The 14454-nt window shown below is 54.8% G+C and carries 13 protein-coding genes and 1 pseudogene; 4 read left to right on the top strand and 10 right to left on the bottom strand.

Going from position 1 to position 14454, the window contains the following annotated elements; all coding sequences use genetic code 11:
- The 3 genes and pseudogenes from ACEQ15_RS02085 to ACEQ15_RS02075 all read right to left on the bottom strand — a co-directional run.
- Positions 1-159, bottom strand: a pseudogene (locus tag ACEQ15_RS02085) (aminotransferase); the annotation flags it as partial.
- Positions 160-376: 217 nt separating this feature from the next.
- Entirely contained in the window at positions 377-1309 is a 933-nt protein-coding gene (locus ACEQ15_RS02080) for a nucleoside recognition domain-containing protein (RefSeq protein WP_370277373.1), read from the bottom strand.
- Between the two features lie 127 nt (positions 1310-1436).
- Complete coding sequence (locus ACEQ15_RS02075) at positions 1437-2276, bottom strand: phosphotransferase (protein ID WP_370277372.1); 840 nt, start codon at positions 2274-2276, stop codon at positions 1437-1439.
- An 81-nt stretch (positions 2277-2357) separates the two neighbouring features.
- On the opposite strand from ACEQ15_RS02075, the gene thiB reads away from it, so the two are divergent.
- From thiB to ACEQ15_RS02060, 3 genes are read left to right on the top strand one after another with little or no spacing between them, the layout of a single operon-like run.
- Positions 2358-3347, top strand: a complete 990-nt coding sequence (thiB, locus tag ACEQ15_RS02070) for a thiamine ABC transporter substrate binding subunit (RefSeq protein WP_370277371.1) — start codon at positions 2358-2360, stop codon at positions 3345-3347.
- Between the two features lie 9 nt (positions 3348-3356).
- Positions 3357-4919 (top strand): ABC transporter permease subunit, encoded by a 1563-nt coding sequence (locus ACEQ15_RS02065; protein WP_370277370.1) that lies wholly within the window; start codon positions 3357-3359, stop codon positions 4917-4919.
- Positions 4912-5508, top strand: coding sequence for an ATP-binding cassette domain-containing protein (locus ACEQ15_RS02060; RefSeq protein ID WP_370277369.1), 597 nt, complete (start codon positions 4912-4914; stop codon positions 5506-5508). The genes ACEQ15_RS02065 and ACEQ15_RS02060 overlap by 8 nt, the downstream gene beginning before the upstream one ends.
- Positions 5509-5528: 20 nt before the next feature.
- Here ACEQ15_RS02060 and ACEQ15_RS02055 read toward each other — a convergent pair whose 3' ends face one another.
- The 5 genes from ACEQ15_RS02055 to ACEQ15_RS02035 form a co-directional block, all read right to left on the bottom strand.
- Entirely contained in the window at positions 5529-6140 is a 612-nt protein-coding gene (locus tag ACEQ15_RS02055; protein WP_370277368.1) for a DUF3299 domain-containing protein, read from the bottom strand.
- 33 nt (positions 6141-6173) lie between these two features.
- Positions 6174-7433, bottom strand: coding sequence for an ABC transporter permease (locus ACEQ15_RS02050; RefSeq protein ID WP_370277367.1), 1260 nt, complete (start codon positions 7431-7433; stop codon positions 6174-6176).
- The gene (locus ACEQ15_RS02045) at positions 7430-8131 is read right to left on the bottom strand and encodes an ABC transporter ATP-binding protein (protein ID WP_370277366.1); all 702 of its coding nucleotides are present in this window, start codon (positions 8129-8131) and stop codon (positions 7430-7432) included. Before ACEQ15_RS02045 ends, ACEQ15_RS02050 begins: the two co-directional genes overlap by 4 nt.
- A 10-nt stretch (positions 8132-8141) precedes the next feature.
- Positions 8142-9023: a DUF2796 domain-containing protein gene (locus ACEQ15_RS02040; protein ID WP_370277365.1), complete on the bottom strand. Its 882-nt coding sequence runs from the start codon at positions 9021-9023 to the stop codon at positions 8142-8144.
- Positions 9024-9090: 67 nt separating this feature from the next.
- Positions 9091-10509, bottom strand: coding sequence for a PLP-dependent aminotransferase family protein (locus ACEQ15_RS02035; protein ID WP_370277364.1), 1419 nt, complete (start codon positions 10507-10509; stop codon positions 9091-9093).
- A 149-nt stretch (positions 10510-10658) separates the two neighbouring features.
- On the opposite strand from ACEQ15_RS02035, the gene ccoG reads away from it, so the two are divergent.
- Positions 10659-12026 carry a cytochrome c oxidase accessory protein CcoG gene (gene ccoG, locus ACEQ15_RS02030; protein ID WP_370277363.1) on the top strand — a complete coding sequence of 456 codons (1368 nt, stop codon included), beginning with the start codon at positions 10659-10661 and terminating at the stop codon, positions 12024-12026.
- Positions 12027-12070: 44 nt separating this feature from the next.
- On the opposite strand, the gene ACEQ15_RS02025 is transcribed toward ccoG, so the two are convergent.
- Together ACEQ15_RS02025 and ACEQ15_RS02020 are read right to left on the bottom strand one after the other, a co-directional pair.
- Positions 12071-13774: an EAL domain-containing protein gene (locus tag ACEQ15_RS02025; protein ID WP_370277362.1), complete on the bottom strand. Its 1704-nt coding sequence runs from the start codon at positions 13772-13774 to the stop codon at positions 12071-12073.
- Between the two features lie 200 nt (positions 13775-13974).
- A complete protein-coding gene (locus ACEQ15_RS02020) occupies positions 13975-14211 on the bottom strand; it encodes a GIY-YIG nuclease family protein (RefSeq protein ID WP_370277361.1) in 237 nt (78 codons plus the stop codon).
- Between the last annotated feature and the right edge of the window lie 243 nt (positions 14212-14454).

Raw genomic sequence — 14454 nt, 5'->3', positions numbered from 1 at the left:
CTCGATATAGTGCGCCACCCGCTGACGCAGGAACTCCGGGCCGTCAAAATCAGGAAAACCCTGGGACAGATTGATCGCCCCCGCCTCATTGGCGAGCTGGGACATCACAGTAAAAATAGTGGTGCCGACTTTCGGCAGCTTGCTGTCTGGAAAATGCATAGATCTCGAATTCGGTCAGACGGTTAAAGGGCAGCCGGATAGCTGCGGTTCCCCATACTAAATCATTTCCGAACTGAGTAAGAGAGCCAGCTATCGATTCCTTTTACACTCCGTGGGCGGCCGTGTGGAAGTGCCATACGAAACCAGACAAACTGAATATGCGTTCCTACGCGGAGCATAGGAACGAGGTAAGTATTTAAAGCGGAGTAGTCCGCGATCAGAAGATAAGCAGGTGGATCACACTGCGCAGCGCGATACCCGCAAAACCGGCGATCACGGCAACGCGCGCGACATCGGCCACCCGGCTACCCGCGGCAGCCAGTACCGCAACACCCACGATATCCAGCGGATTGGTCACCAGGCCCGCCATGCGGTTCAGCTCCTGTGCGGTGATCAGCCCCTGATCCATCAGGTCCAGAGTGATACCCATAAACGCGGTGCCACCAGCGATATATTTGGTCACCAACGGCAATACCGCTGCTTCCGGCAAGCCCAAAAGCGCCATCAGGGGTGCCAACACACCACTGAGCCATTCGATCACACCGGTTTCGCGCAGACCGTTAACCAGGCAGATCGCCAGCATCAGCATCGGCAACATCGCCAGAGTGATTCTCATCCCCTCCTGGCCACCATCCGACAGGATCTGCACAACAGACTTCTTGCTGTGGGCTTCGGGATAGGTGGGTTCCACCACCGGATCGTTCTCTTTGCTGGCGGGCATCAGAACGTAATAGGCCAATGCGGCCGAAAAGAAACCACTGAGCAACGAGGTAGCGATCGCAACCGGCATATCCAACCCGACCGCCATCATCGGGAAGACCACATTCGCCTGGGACATCGGCAACAGCATCGCAAAGGTAGCGGCGATTTTGCGCTTCGCCATTGCATTGCTGTGCATCAGGCTGAGGGTTGCCACCGGTGCAGAGAAACTCACCAGCAGCATCTTTAGCATGGCAAACACGCCCAACCCAGGTACACCAAACACTTTCACAAACGGCGCCAGAATACGCGCAGAGACGGCCAGGACTCCTTTAGCATCCATCAACTTCATCAGGGCCAGCATCACCACCATAATCGGCATCAGGATATACAATGCCATGTCGATAGCGGATCGGCCGGATGCCAGTATGATTTCAACAACCTGTTCCATGCAGGTTCTCCATTACGATCTGTGAGAGTGTTCCGTTACTATCCCGAAACAGGCTTGAATATCAACGCTTTGCCCCACCAAAATTGCAACTGGTACGACCAAAAGAGGAGTCTGTTACCCGTCTGGTTTATTGTTTCAGCAATTCGATGGATTGCGTGACCAGCTGCTTCATGGTGATATTGGTGCCCTTGAGGCCACGCACCCAGTACCAGAGTGTTTCCAGTACTTTTAGCAACCAGATCGCCCGTCGCAGTCCCCGCTGCAACTCGTCCATTTCCAGTGAAGCTACCACGGGCAGCATCGCCAGTTGTTCGGCCTTGATCCCACAGTGGAGGTTGAGTGCGGCCAGATCGAACCAGGGGTTGCCGATTGCGCCATACTCCCAGTCCACCACAACCAGACGTCCATCGTCTGAACACAGGTTGCCCGGGTGCAGATCATGATGGGTCAGAACCGATTCTACGTTGGGCAGAGAATCCAGTACCCGCAGCGCACCGTCGATTAAGGTCAGCAAAGGCTGCTCCATCGGCAGGTCTTTCACCTGGGGCCGAAAAGTGTCAAACAGAGCCTGGTAATCGATCTGCAATTCCGGGTCATTACTGCTGATCGTCTGCCACTGTGCAACGCTGGTTAACAACTGACTCTGTTCGGGTTCGCCCAACGGTGCTGATAGACGCTCCCCATGCCAATCCATCAGCAACCATCCCGCTTGCGGGTCATTGGCGACAACATCCGGGGCCCATGGGAATTCACTTATCAACGCCAGGATCGCCGCTTCCCGATTGCGATTTACACCAAACGCTACTGGATCCGGCGCGTTAAAACGCAGGATCAATGAGCGGTCCTCAGTTTGGGTGCTGAACAACCTATTGCTGCTCCCGCCTGCAAACGGCTGCCATTGGGGAGTGGGAAGCTGACAATTGTCGCTAAGGTATTGATTGACGGAGTCGAATTCTGACACGGGCATGACGAAGGTCTATCGTTAGGGGTAAAATTCGGCGCAGTTTAGCGCGCAATCCTGCCGCCGTCTCTTAACTCCGAGGTTTACATGAACAAAGCCCTGCGTCTGATCGGCACTCTGGTTACGGGTCTGTCCCTCACTCAGGCTGCCAATGCAGCAGATCTGACCGTATACACCTATGACTCGTTTATCTCAGAATGGGGTCCGGGCCCGCAGTTGGAGAAAGCGTTTGAGCAGCACTGTCAGTGTGACATCGAATTCGTGGGTGCGGAAGACGGCGTCAGCATCCTTAACCGCCTGCGCATCGAGCGCGACAAAACCAAAGCGGACGTAATTCTGGGCATCGACGATGCACTGATGGAGGAGACCCGCGCCACCGGTCTGATCCAGCCGCACAATCAACAGCTGGACGGTCTGAAAGCAGAGCTGAACTGGTCTGACGATTCGTTTGTACCTTTCGACTACGGCTACTTCGCGTTCGTCTACGACAGCCGCAAGATCCAGCAACCGGTAACCTCCCTGAAAGCACTGGTGGAGTCCGATGCTCAGGTAATCTATCAGGACCCACGCACCAGCACCCCAGGCCAGGGCCTGATGATGTGGATGAAATCCGTGTACGGTGACCAGTCCGCAACTGCATGGCAGCAACTGGCCAGCCATACCGTGACCGTGACCAAAGGTTGGTGGGAAGCGTACAGCATGTTCCTGAAAGGCAGTGCAGATTACGTCCTGAGCTACACCACCTCACCGGCATACCACCTGGTTACCGAACAGACCGGACACTACAAAGCGGCGCTGTTCAGCGAAGGTCATGTTGCCCAGATCGAGCTGGCAGCAATCACCAAAACTACAGACAACCCGGAGCTGGCGCGCCAGTTTGTCGGTTTCCTGACCTCCGACGAAGCTCAGAAGATCATCCCTGTGACTAACTGGATGCTACCGGTACGTGATGGCATTGATTTGCCAGACGCCTTTGACCAGCTAGTGAAACCAACGCGTATCGGTTTCAGCCCGGCGGAAATGGCCGAGCAGCGCAAAGGCTGGCTGCGCGAGTGGCGCAACGCCGCGGCACAGTAAGCACCCACCTTGAGCACCCATACGGCCAACAATACCGGCCTCGTTGCCCTCACCCTGATTATGCTGCTGACCGGTTTGGCCTTTTATGGCCTGATCGGTTTCAGTGGTCAGGGTGCCGACTGGCAACTGCTGCAGGACAACTATTTTCACTCGATCCTGCTGTTCTCGATCAAGCAGGCACTACTGAGTGCCCTGATCTCCGTGCTGCTTGCCTGGCCGGTAGCGAGGGCACTGTATTACCTGCCCTCGCTACCGTTTCAAAGCAGTTTCCTAAGCCTCTGTATCCTCTGCTTTGTAATGCCCACCTTGGTGCTAATCACTGGTCTGGTGGCGTTGCTTGGGCGGGATGGCCTGCTAACGCCCATGCTGGGTGAAGGCTGGAACCTGTATGGGCTGAACGGCATTCTGATCGCCCACGTCTACCTGAACCTGCCCTTTGCCGTGCGGGTGTTACTGCAGCAACTGAACAACATTCCGGACCTGAGCTGGAAGCTGGCAACCCAGCTGAAGATGACACCCTGGCAGCGACTGCGCCGAATCGAATTGCCGATGGTACAGAGTACACTGCTGCAGCTGGGCGGTTTTATCTTCGTGCTCTGTTTTAACAGCTTTGCCGTGGTACTGGCATTGGGCGGTGGCCCACGAGCTACCACGTTGGAAGTTGCGATCTATCAGGCTTTGAAATACGACTTCAATATCCCCGAAGCGCTGACCCTGGCCTGGACCCAACTCCTGATCGCCGGATCACTGTTTCTGCTGATCTCCCGCCTGGGGCAGAGCAACTGGCTCGCGGTAGATACACTCACCCGCGAACACACACCCAAGCCCAGCCCACTGACGCGCTACCTTCACCGGGGCATTTATGTCAGCACTTGGTGCTGTCTGCTGCTGCCGATGGTTGCGCTGATTCCGGGACTGACCCAGAGTGACCTGAGTCGTTTTGAGCCGATGGCACTACTGCAGCCGACCCTGACCAGCCTCGCCATTGCCGTGGTTGCGGCACTTGTGGCGATCCTGTTTGCACTGATGATCCTGGCCCCCATCCGGCAAGCCCGCCGCCTACGACAAAGCCGCCGTGCTGTAGTACTGGAGTGGATATCCACCCACACCCTAGTGGCACCCGCGATGGTGATTTCGGTGGGCCTTTACGTGCTGTTACTGCCCCACTTTGACCTGGACCGCTACGGCATGGTGATGGTGTTTGTGCTTAATGCTGCGCTGGTGATCCCTTTTGCAATACAGCAGCTACGCCCAAGACTGCTGCAATACGATGCCCAGTATTACCAATTGGGTCGATCCCTCAAGCTCAGTCCCTGGCAGCATTGGACGATCCAGTGGCCGTTTATCAAGGCAACCTTTATCAGCTGTTTTGCCCTGATTCTCTTGCTGGCCATCGGCGACGTGGCGATCTTCTCCATCTTTGGTAACCGTGATTGGACCACCCTGCCCTGGCTGATCTACAGCTATGCGGGCAGCTACCGGATCGCCGAGGCATCGCTGGCCTCCATGCTGTTATTATCTATCTGTGCCCTGATCGTCTGGGCTTTTGAACGGGTGCGGCACCATGCTTGAAATAAACAACCTTGTCATACAGCGTGACGGACAAGCACTGCGCTACCAGTTGGCTGTCGCTGAAGGTGAGATCCTGGCGATTCAGGGGCGTAGCGGTGTGGGTAAATCAACGCTGCTGGGTGCCCTGGCCGGATTTGTGGAAACCACATCGGGCGATATGCGCTGGCAAGGCCAATCGCTGCTCCCCCTGGCCGCCGATCAGCGCCCGGTGAGTATGCTGTTTCAGGATCATAACCTGTTCGAACATTTGAGCGCACTGGACAATATGCAGCTTGGCTTTCCAGGCCCGGCACCAACAGAAGTATTGCTTGAGGCCGCTAAAGCACTAGACGTGGATGAACTGCTGCAGAAGAAACCAACGGAGTTATCCGGCGGACAACGCCAGCGCATCGCCATCATCCGCACACTGCTGCGCCCGGAACCAATCGTACTGCTGGACGAACCTTTTGCCGAACTCGACCAACATACGCGGCATCAGGCAGCGGATTGGGTAAAACGGACGGCGAAACAGGCGGGAAAAACCGTGCTGCTGGTAACCCACCAACAGGAGGATGTGACACAGTTGGCGGATCGTTTGCTGGTGCTCTGACCGTAACGATCACTTACCGATCAGTTCTGAACCTCTCCATCTACCGGTTCTTCATAGAGATCTTCGTACGGTTCGATCACAAACGCCTCCAGGCTATAACCGGAGGAGGCCAATTCATGGGTGGTGACTTCTGTTTCCAGTTTGCCGGTTACCCAGATCGCATCGTACAGATTTTCCACCTTGGTACCCGGTTCAAAACGCACGTAGATAATCTGGTTGGACGGAGGCGGTGGCACGTGGATACAGGCGCCGAAGTACGGCACCAGGAAAAACTCGGTCACATTGAGGCCATCGCCCTGCACCGGCACCACAAAACCTGGCACCTTCACCATTTTGCCGTCCATCTCTGGCACTACCGGCGCTGAGGCCAATGCAGCCATCATCTGGTCCATATACTGAGTAGCAGCAGGATCGAGGTCGTCCAGCATACTAATCTCATCAGGATTACCTAACAATGCATCCAGCGAAAAGTCTGCTGGCATCAGCTCTTCCCAGTTGAGGACCTGCACCGGCTCCCCGTTAAAGGTTAACGGTTTTTCCGCTGGCTGCTCTTCAGCTTGCGCCGGTAACACTACAGCCAGGCTGATGGTAAGCAGGAGGGTTCGAAAAATGGATTGAAGCTTGATCTGCATAGAGCGGTACCAGATAACGTAATCAGGCGTTGCTCAGATACGAATTGTCATACCATCAGCAACGGAATAGCGGTAAGCCCGGTAGCCCGGAATTAATCCTACCAACGTACCACAGACAACAACCAGCCCAAGTAGTTTCCATTGATAGATGCTTGGAGGTGTTAAAGGTATGAAAACTCCGATATGACTTTCAAGTATCGGCTGTGCCAGGGCGATGCCACCGTACAGCAGAAATATCCCGAAACCAACCCCCAACAAGGTGAGCAACGCAGACTCCAGCGCAAGCAACAACAGGATTTGCCAGGCACGTGCGCCCACCGACCGCAGGATAGCCATCTCACGGCGCCGTTCATTAAGACTGGTGAGAATCACCGTCAGCATGCCTACTAGCCCGGCCACCACCACAATGGCGGATACCAGCATCAACGCTTTTTCCGCTATGCCCACCATATCCCACAGCTGCTGCAAGGCAACACCGGGTAATATCGCCAGCATCGGTTCCTTGCGGTAGTTGTTGATGGAGCGTTGCAGATGGAAGGTGGCCACCTTGGACTTCATCCCTACCAGGAAGGCGGTGATCTGTTTGGGCTGCAACTCCAAACGGGCAGCTTCTTCAGCAGACACATTTTTACCCGGAATACGGACACCCGCTTTCCAGTCGATATGGATCGCTTCCAGCGCCTCCAGACTCACGTGCAGCGTGCGGTCAACCGGTGTGCCGGTACGTTCCAGAATACCGACCACACGAAACGGCTTATCTTCGTGTTTGCTGAAGCTGGCATTACCGATGCCGTGGGCGACGACAATTTTGCTACCGATCTTATAACCCAGCTTGTCAGCGACCTCTGCTCCCAACACCACGTCATACAAGCCTTCAAAACGGCGCCCTTCTTCAAAGCGCAGCAGATGCCGGTTACCGTAGCGGTAGTGGTCAAAATAGCCCTCTGTAGTACCCAGTACCCGGTAGCCTTTGTGGGAATCCCCCAGCGAGATAGGCACGGTCCAAGCGACCTGTTTATGGTTCTTCACCAACTCATAGCTTTGCCAGGAGATGTTGCTGGTCGCATCGCCGATGCGAAAGATCGAGTAGAGCAGTAACTGAATCTGGCCACTGCGTGCGCCCACGATCAGATCCGCCCCTGACAGGGTGTTCGCAAAGCTGTTGCGTGTTTCGGTGCGCACCTTCTCCACCCCCAGAAACAGCATCACGCTGAAACCAATGGTAATCAGGGTGAGCAGAGCCGTGGTGCGACGGTGCCAGAGCGAACGGGCGGTGAGACGGAGCAGAATCATAGCTTGCTCCCGTTCTGATTAAGGTGGTGTAGATCGATCACCCGGTCGAAATGATCGTGCAGGCCCGGATCATGGCTGACAAACATCAACGTGCTTTCCTGCAATTCACACTCATGCAGCAGCAGTTCAATAAAGCGGTCTCGATTGTTCACATCCAGTGCGGAGGTCGGCTCATCGGCAATCACAATCTCCGGCGAGCCAATCAGTGCCCGCGCCACCGCCACACGCTGCTGCTGCCCCATAGAGAGGTCCGTTACCGGACGACGTAGCAGTTCATCGTGGCCCAGCTCGAGATGATCCAGTAAACGGCAGGCGGACTCCTCCACCGTGCCGTCCCGCAAGACCGCCTTGTCTTTACGGCCATGGGAGAAACGGCACGGCAATGTGACGTTCTCCAATACACTTAAGTAAGGCAGCAGGTTGAACATCTGAAAGACAAAACCGATGTGGTTGGCCCGAAACGAATCACGCTGGGTTTTACTCAACGCACGCAGGGTAATGTCCAGCAAGTGAACCCCACCGGCATCCGGCTCCAGCACACCACCGATCAGGTTCAGCAGGGTGCTTTTGCCACTCCCTGACGCCCCCTGCAGGAATACGCGTTCGCCGCGGTCCACACGCAGCTTATCGATATCCAGCAGGGTTTCGCCCGGTTTCCAGCCAAACTTCAGATGTTCCAGCTCTATGGCTGCCTGCACACCAACCTCCTTAGAAATCTACGCGGTAACTGCGTGCGGTCAGTGTTTTACCCTGCTGCACACGTGGTGTAATCAGCTGCAGATTCAGCTTTTCGAGGGCCGGAAACGCTTTAAACAGACCCACTTCCAGGCTGTTTAGCTTTTCCGGCGCACTGCACTGGTAATAGTAGTGCACACTCAGATCGCTGTGACCATTCTCTTCACCTACATGATGCGCATGTTCTTCATGCTTATGGTGATCATCATGGTCGTCATGCTTGTCGTGATGAGCGTGGTCATGTTCATCTTTGCCGTGAGCATCATGTTTCGCGTGCTCTTTATGGGCGTGATGATCATCATGGTCATCGTGCTTCTCGTGGGAAGCATGTTCTTCATGGTGATCATCATGCTTTTCGTGATGCCCATGATCGTCATGATGGTCATCATGCTTCTCATGTTTATCGTGGGCTGCATGCTCAGCGTGGTGGTCGTGGTCAGCGTGCTTCTCTTCGTGATGCTCATGCCCGGCATGCGCTTCGTGGTGTTCCCCCTCTTCCGAGCTCTGCTCCAGCTCTACACGGCCCAGACGGCAACCTGCGGCATGGGTCAGCACAAACAATTTGTTCGCTTGCTGCAGAGTGCGCTGCGCTTCACGCACCTGTGTAAATTGCTCTTCGGTACGCGGGGCGTGTTCAAAACCGTATATGTTGGCGGCCGGTGTGTGGAACTCCAGTTCCAGAAACTTACCGTCCAAAGCCATATTCAACGACGCAATGCCATGTACATGCGCACCCAACGAGCCACCGTGGTCATCGCCGTGATCGTCCAGTCCCTGCGCCTGCACCGTAGCCGTCAGCAAAGACAACATCACGCCGGATACAAATGCTTTCTGTTTCTGTCTGATCTGAGCCATAAACCACTCCAAAACTCTGTTGATAAAAGGATAACTGAAGCCTAAATGATACAATATAACATTTCAATCAAGCCACTTGAGCATCCTGCAAGATCCCACCCAGTGCCTGCAGTGCCTGAATGCGCTCGTCACTCCAGGGATGTGCATAACTTACACGCAGGCAGTTTCTGAACTGATTGGTGGCCGTAAACAGGGCACCGGGAGTAATCAGCACATCCCGTTCGCGTGCCCGGGCATAGACCTTCATTGAGTCAATCTGTTCCGGTAACTGTAACCATAACGTTAGCCCACCCTGAGGCACCGGGGTTACACAAGGCACCTGCCACTCATTCTGAACAAATCGGATCAATTCATCCCGCTGCGCCTGAAGATTGGGTACATAGCGGCGTAGATGCCGGTCATAGCCCCCCTCTTCAATGAATGCGGCCAGGCCTTGCTGCACATAACGGCTGGTCGCCAGGGATGTGACCAGTTTCAAGCGCTGGATTTCCGGCTGCCATTGCCGGGAGATTACCCAACCGACACGTACGTCGCGGGATAAAGTCTTGGAGATAGAGCCACACAACAGCACCCGCCCGGTCCGATCCAATCCCTGCAGCGGTGAGACCGGATGGTCAAAGGCAAGTTCGCGATAGATATCATCTTCGACAATATGGAAATCATGCTGCTCCGCCAGTGCCAACAGACGTTTACGATTCTCCAACGGCATCAACGCCCCGGTTGGCGTCGCATAGGAAGGCGTTACAACGCAGGCTTTTACCGGCCACTGTTCGGCCACCTGCGCTAATACATCCAAGTCCATCCCTGTCTGTGGATCACTGGGAATCTCCAGCGCTTTCAAGCCCAGTGCCTCCAGCAGTTGCAATACACCGTAGAAACCGGGCGATTCCACAGCCACCAGATCCCCGCGTTGGCACAGCGTCATCAGCACAAAACACAACGCCTGCTGACAACCCGCGGTAATAGTAAAGTCTTCCGCTTCCACCTGGCAGCCCTGGCGCTTGTAGCGACGCGCCAGCACTTCGCGCAGCTGCTGGCTTCCTGCAGGCTCGTCATAATACTGATGCAAGCCCTTCTGGCGGCGTAGCTCCCGCGCCACAGTACGATTCAGCTGCAACAAACCCGGTGTCAGCGGATCACGCATACCTGCACTGGGCGAGATATCAAACGCAGCGCTGCGGCACATCAACTCCTGGGTCACGGCATTTACGGAAACCGGTACCGGCGCCGGAGCTTCCGGTACAGGTGGCACCACAACTTTCATAGGTTTGTACTGGGCCCGTACAAAAAAACCGGCTTTTGGCCGGGATTCGATCAAGCCTCGGGCTTCAAGACGATTCAGCGCATGCATCACTGTGGTTTTGGATAAACCATGGGTCTGCACAAGCGCGCGTATCGAGGGCAATCGATCCCCCGGCTGCCAACGCCCCTGCTCGATCTCTTCTGCTATGCCTTGCTCCAGCGAGCGGTACAAAAAACGGCCCATTGAACAATCTGTACCCTAAAAAGTTTATTTTTTTATACCTGTTCCTATTTTTGCATCGGTATAGAGTAACGCACAAGTAAAACCAGAGGCCGACGAGACAGCTTCCCGCCTCTCTCGTGAGCAAACGGCTTCCCCAACGGAGAACCTCGATGGAGCCCATCCCCGTCATAAACCAACCATCCACCACCACTGCCGTCGGCGGTAAGATCCACGTGCGCCTGACCCAGGGTTTCTACCAGAACCTGCGTCGTCTGGTGAGCGGTAGTCTCTTGTTCCTCTATTTTGCCTTAGTATGGATACAGGTAGATGGCCAGCCTTGGCTGCTATTCGACTTTGGCCAACACCGCATTTTCCTGTTTGGTACCGAATTCTCCTGGTCTGACCTGCCGTTGATGGCGGGCCTGATGATCGCCGGTACCGCGCTGTTATTCTTTATGGCCGTGGGTTGGGGACGCCTGTGGTGTGGATTCGCCTGTCCACAGAGCATCTGGACCTGGCTCTTTATCCGTATCGAGCAAATTACCGAAGGGCGTGCCAGCGAGCGCCGCAAGAACGAGCAGAAACCGCTGCAGGGCTCCATTCTGGGTCGCCGAATTCTCAAGCACCTGCTGTGGTCAGTACTGGCGTTTGTTACCGCACTGTCCTTCACCGGTTACTTTGTGCCAATCCGTGAACTGGTGGCCGATATGGCCGCACTAGAGCTGTCTATTTACAGCCTGTTCTGGATCATCATGATGGCCAGCCTGACCTACGTAAACGGCGGTTTGGTCCGCGAGAAGGTCTGCTTCCATATGTGCCCGTACTCCCGCTTCCAGGGGGTGATGTTCGACCGTGATACCCGCACCGTAACCTACGATGCTGTGCGCGGCGAGCCGCGCAACCACCGCTCCCACAAGGACGATGGCACCAAAGCGGGCGACTGTGTGGATTGTGGTCTCTGCGTGCAGGTGTGCCCTACCGGCATCGATATTCGTAACGGCCTGCAGTACGAGTGTATCGACTGTGGTGCCTGCATCGATGCCTGTGATGCGGTGATGGAAAAAACCGGTCGGGAGAAAGGCCTGATCGCCTTCCGCTCGGAAAACCAGGTGCTGAAGCAGGCTTCACCGCTCTGGCGTCCGCGCTTGCTGACCTACATGCTGGTGATGCTTGTTGCCGCAGGGTCCGTACTGTGGGGCTTCACTCAACGCACCGAGATTCTGGTGGAGATCCGTCGTGACCGCCTGCAGCTGGTGCAGGAACTGGATGACGGCACGGTCTGCAACCTTTATCGCGTTAAAGTGGAATCGTTCACCGGTACCACCGACGCGATCAGGGTGGATGTAAATGCTGACTTTGAGGTTGCGGTGAACGGCCTGAGCGAAGTGAATCCGTCTGAACTGAACCAGTGGCTGCCGTACCGAATCTGTGCCAACACATCGGACCTGAACGGCAACCAGCCGATGCAGTTCGCACTGAATAACAGCAACGGCAGCGCGGTGAAAGACACCGTCTTTATGACCCGTGTGCTGCGTTGATTGAGAGAATAGAAAGAAAATAGAACGGGTATCGCTGGACGGGATCAGATCTCGTCCAGCGACATCGGTTTACCGGTGTGGTAACCCTGCAGGTAGTCAAAGCCCAACACAATGGCGGTCTGCTTGACCTCTTCACTGTGGACAAATTCCGCTACGGTTTCAGCGCCCATCTTGCGCCCGAACGAGACAATCATGTCCGACAACATCTGAGTGTTGGTGTCGCTGTCCAGGTGTTTGATCAGGGACCCATCCACCTTGATGTAGTCGATATCCAGCTTCAGCAGATACTCAAAGTTGGAGTAACCGGATCCGAAATCATCCACCGCGATACGGCAACCGATCTTCTTCGCCCGGTCGATGAAATCAAGCACCTTCTCATAGTTTTCGATCCCTTCAGACTCCACAATCTCGATGATCAGCCGCTCAGCCACACCATATTCGAGGGCCTTGTCCAGCAGCATGGCGACGGTTTCACTGTTGTAGATATCACGGGCAGTCAGGTTGATACTGAAATCATCGTCTCGTTCGCTAAAGTGACGGAACGCTTTGTAGATCACGATCTGCATCAGATTTTCGTACAAACGCGCCCGTTTTGCCGCTTCCAGAAAGGCATATGGCGAGTGCAAATTTCCTTCGTCGTCTCTAAGGCGCATCAGGCACTCGTACTTCTCTACGTGACCGGTCAGCGCATCGATGATCGGCTGGACGTAAACCTCGATACGGTCGTGTCGTATCGCATCACGAATACGCCCCACCCAACTGATATTGTCTTCAATACGTTTGGTCAGGCGAGAGCCCGGGCTGTAGATCTCGTAGGTGCGCTCCTTCTCCTGTGCGCTGTGCAGAGCAATATCCGCTTCGATCAGCGCATTGGCACCGCACGCGGCACCGATCACCACGCTGATCGGGAACTTCAGCTCACCCACACCGACAGGATACTGGGCGATACGGCGTGCCAACTCCTTGCACATATACGCCAACTGGTTGCTGCTCAGGCTCTGGCGGGTCAGGACCGCAAACTGGTCACCCCCCAGATGGTAAAGCACGCTGTCAGAGCGGATCAGACGGCTCATCATCCGGGCCAGCGCTTTCAATAAGCGGTCACCCACCTGATAACCGTGGTATTCGTTGATCTCACTGAAGTCGCAGACATCGATCAACAGACAAGTCACCTCGTCCATCTCGGCCAAGTCGTCAGTGAGTTTTTGTCGATTGGGGAGGCCGGTGAGTGGATCGGTGTAATGCCGCTGAATAACGGATTTTTGCTCGATCAGATCAGTCACGTCGGTGCGGATCGACATGAACTCGGCAATTTTTCCATCCGGATCAAGCACCGGCAGAATCAGCGAATCCACGTAATACGCACTGCCGTCTTTCCGCTGATTCTTGATGACACCCTGCCAGCTTTGGCGGCTACGAATCGTTTGCCACATCTCGCGAAACAGCAGTGGATCATTATCAGGATGACGAATCAGACGGTGGGTAGCGCCCACCAGCTCTTCACGGCTGTAACCGGACACCTTGCAGAACTGATCGTTCACATAGGTGATTACGCCGTACGGATCGGTTTTTGACACGATAGAACTGATATCCACCGCATGCTTGTATTGTTCAAGCAACGAACGGTTGAACGCCAATTCATCCATCACCAGTTGATTGGTTGGCAAGGCGCTGTTCTCCTCACTCACATCACTGTCGATGGGGCTTTCGTTCAGCCGGACTTCACTATCACTTTTTAAGCTAGACACACTGTTTTCCGCCTATTGCGACAACTCGACTGATTGACTCAAACGTCTGTTCACGAGCTACACATTAGCTGTGCAAAGCTCATAACAGAAACTTGCTATCGGCAGTTCCACATATAACTGCAACATTAACGCAATAAAACTTACCGCGAATAATACCCACAAAATATAAGGATAATTTGTGAATTTGTCTCGTTGAAATATCAAGTATTTTCAATGATCAGCTTTTCTTTTGCCGTTTTTGAAATGCGCTTAATCTGCGCTTCGCGTTTGCAGGCTTCCGAGCGGTTGGCGTGGGCTTCCTGCCACACCATTGTCACGGGTTGGCGGGTACGGGTATAACGCGCGCCCCCTTTCACCTCACCGTTGTGCTCGCGCAGGCGCCGTTCAGGGTCGGTGGTTACGCCGGTGTACAGCGTATTGTCAGCACACCGCAGCATATATACATACCAGTCACTCATGGTTTTGAATTATATGGGCTTTTTCCATGAACGCACGTTAAACATTACAGCCACATAAACGCCAACGGCAACACCCAAACTGTTCAACATTTGACCACCCTCAAAAACAGGCGTAAAAAAGCAGTTGAGGCTGCTGGCAGTGCCTCAGATACAGGGATGTTTCTGACACAGGATGTGCTGCAGTTTTCCCCTCCCGAATGTGCCAGATACTCCCATACCGTC

This window comes from Pontibacterium sp. (genome assembly GCF_964228735.1).
GTDB lineage: Bacteria > Pseudomonadota > Gammaproteobacteria > Pseudomonadales > Balneatricaceae > Pontibacterium.
Note: the sequence above shows the minus strand (reverse complement) of the source record. Positions and strands in the feature narration are given on the sequence as shown.

What these genes read in the sequence shown, in the direction of transcription:
- ACEQ15_RS02080 (WP_370277373.1), bottom strand. Translation starts at nt 1,309, where the DNA reads ATGGAACAGGTTGTTGAAATCATACTGGCATCCGGCCGATCCGCTATC.
- ACEQ15_RS02075 (WP_370277372.1), bottom strand. Translation starts at nt 2,276, where the DNA reads ATGCCCGTGTCAGAATTCGACTCCGTCAATCAATACCTTAGCGACAAT.
- thiB (WP_370277371.1), top strand. Translation starts at nt 2,358, where the DNA reads ATGAACAAAGCCCTGCGTCTGATCGGCACTCTGGTTACGGGTCTGTCC.
- ACEQ15_RS02060 (WP_370277369.1), top strand. Translation starts at nt 4,912, where the DNA reads ATGCTTGAAATAAACAACCTTGTCATACAGCGTGACGGACAAGCACTG.
- ACEQ15_RS02055 (WP_370277368.1), bottom strand. Translation starts at nt 6,140, where the DNA reads ATGCAGATCAAGCTTCAATCCATTTTTCGAACCCTCCTGCTTACCATC.
- ACEQ15_RS02050 (WP_370277367.1), bottom strand. Translation starts at nt 7,433, where the DNA reads ATGATTCTGCTCCGTCTCACCGCCCGTTCGCTCTGGCACCGTCGCACC.
- ACEQ15_RS02040 (WP_370277365.1), bottom strand. Translation starts at nt 9,023, where the DNA reads ATGGCTCAGATCAGACAGAAACAGAAAGCATTTGTATCCGGCGTGATG.
- ACEQ15_RS02035 (WP_370277364.1), bottom strand. Translation starts at nt 10,509, where the DNA reads ATGGGCCGTTTTTTGTACCGCTCGCTGGAGCAAGGCATAGCAGAAGAG.
- ccoG (WP_370277363.1), top strand. Translation starts at nt 10,659, where the DNA reads ATGGAGCCCATCCCCGTCATAAACCAACCATCCACCACCACTGCCGTC.
- ACEQ15_RS02020 (WP_370277361.1), bottom strand. Translation starts at nt 14,211, where the DNA reads ATGCTGCGGTGTGCTGACAATACGCTGTACACCGGCGTAACCACCGAC.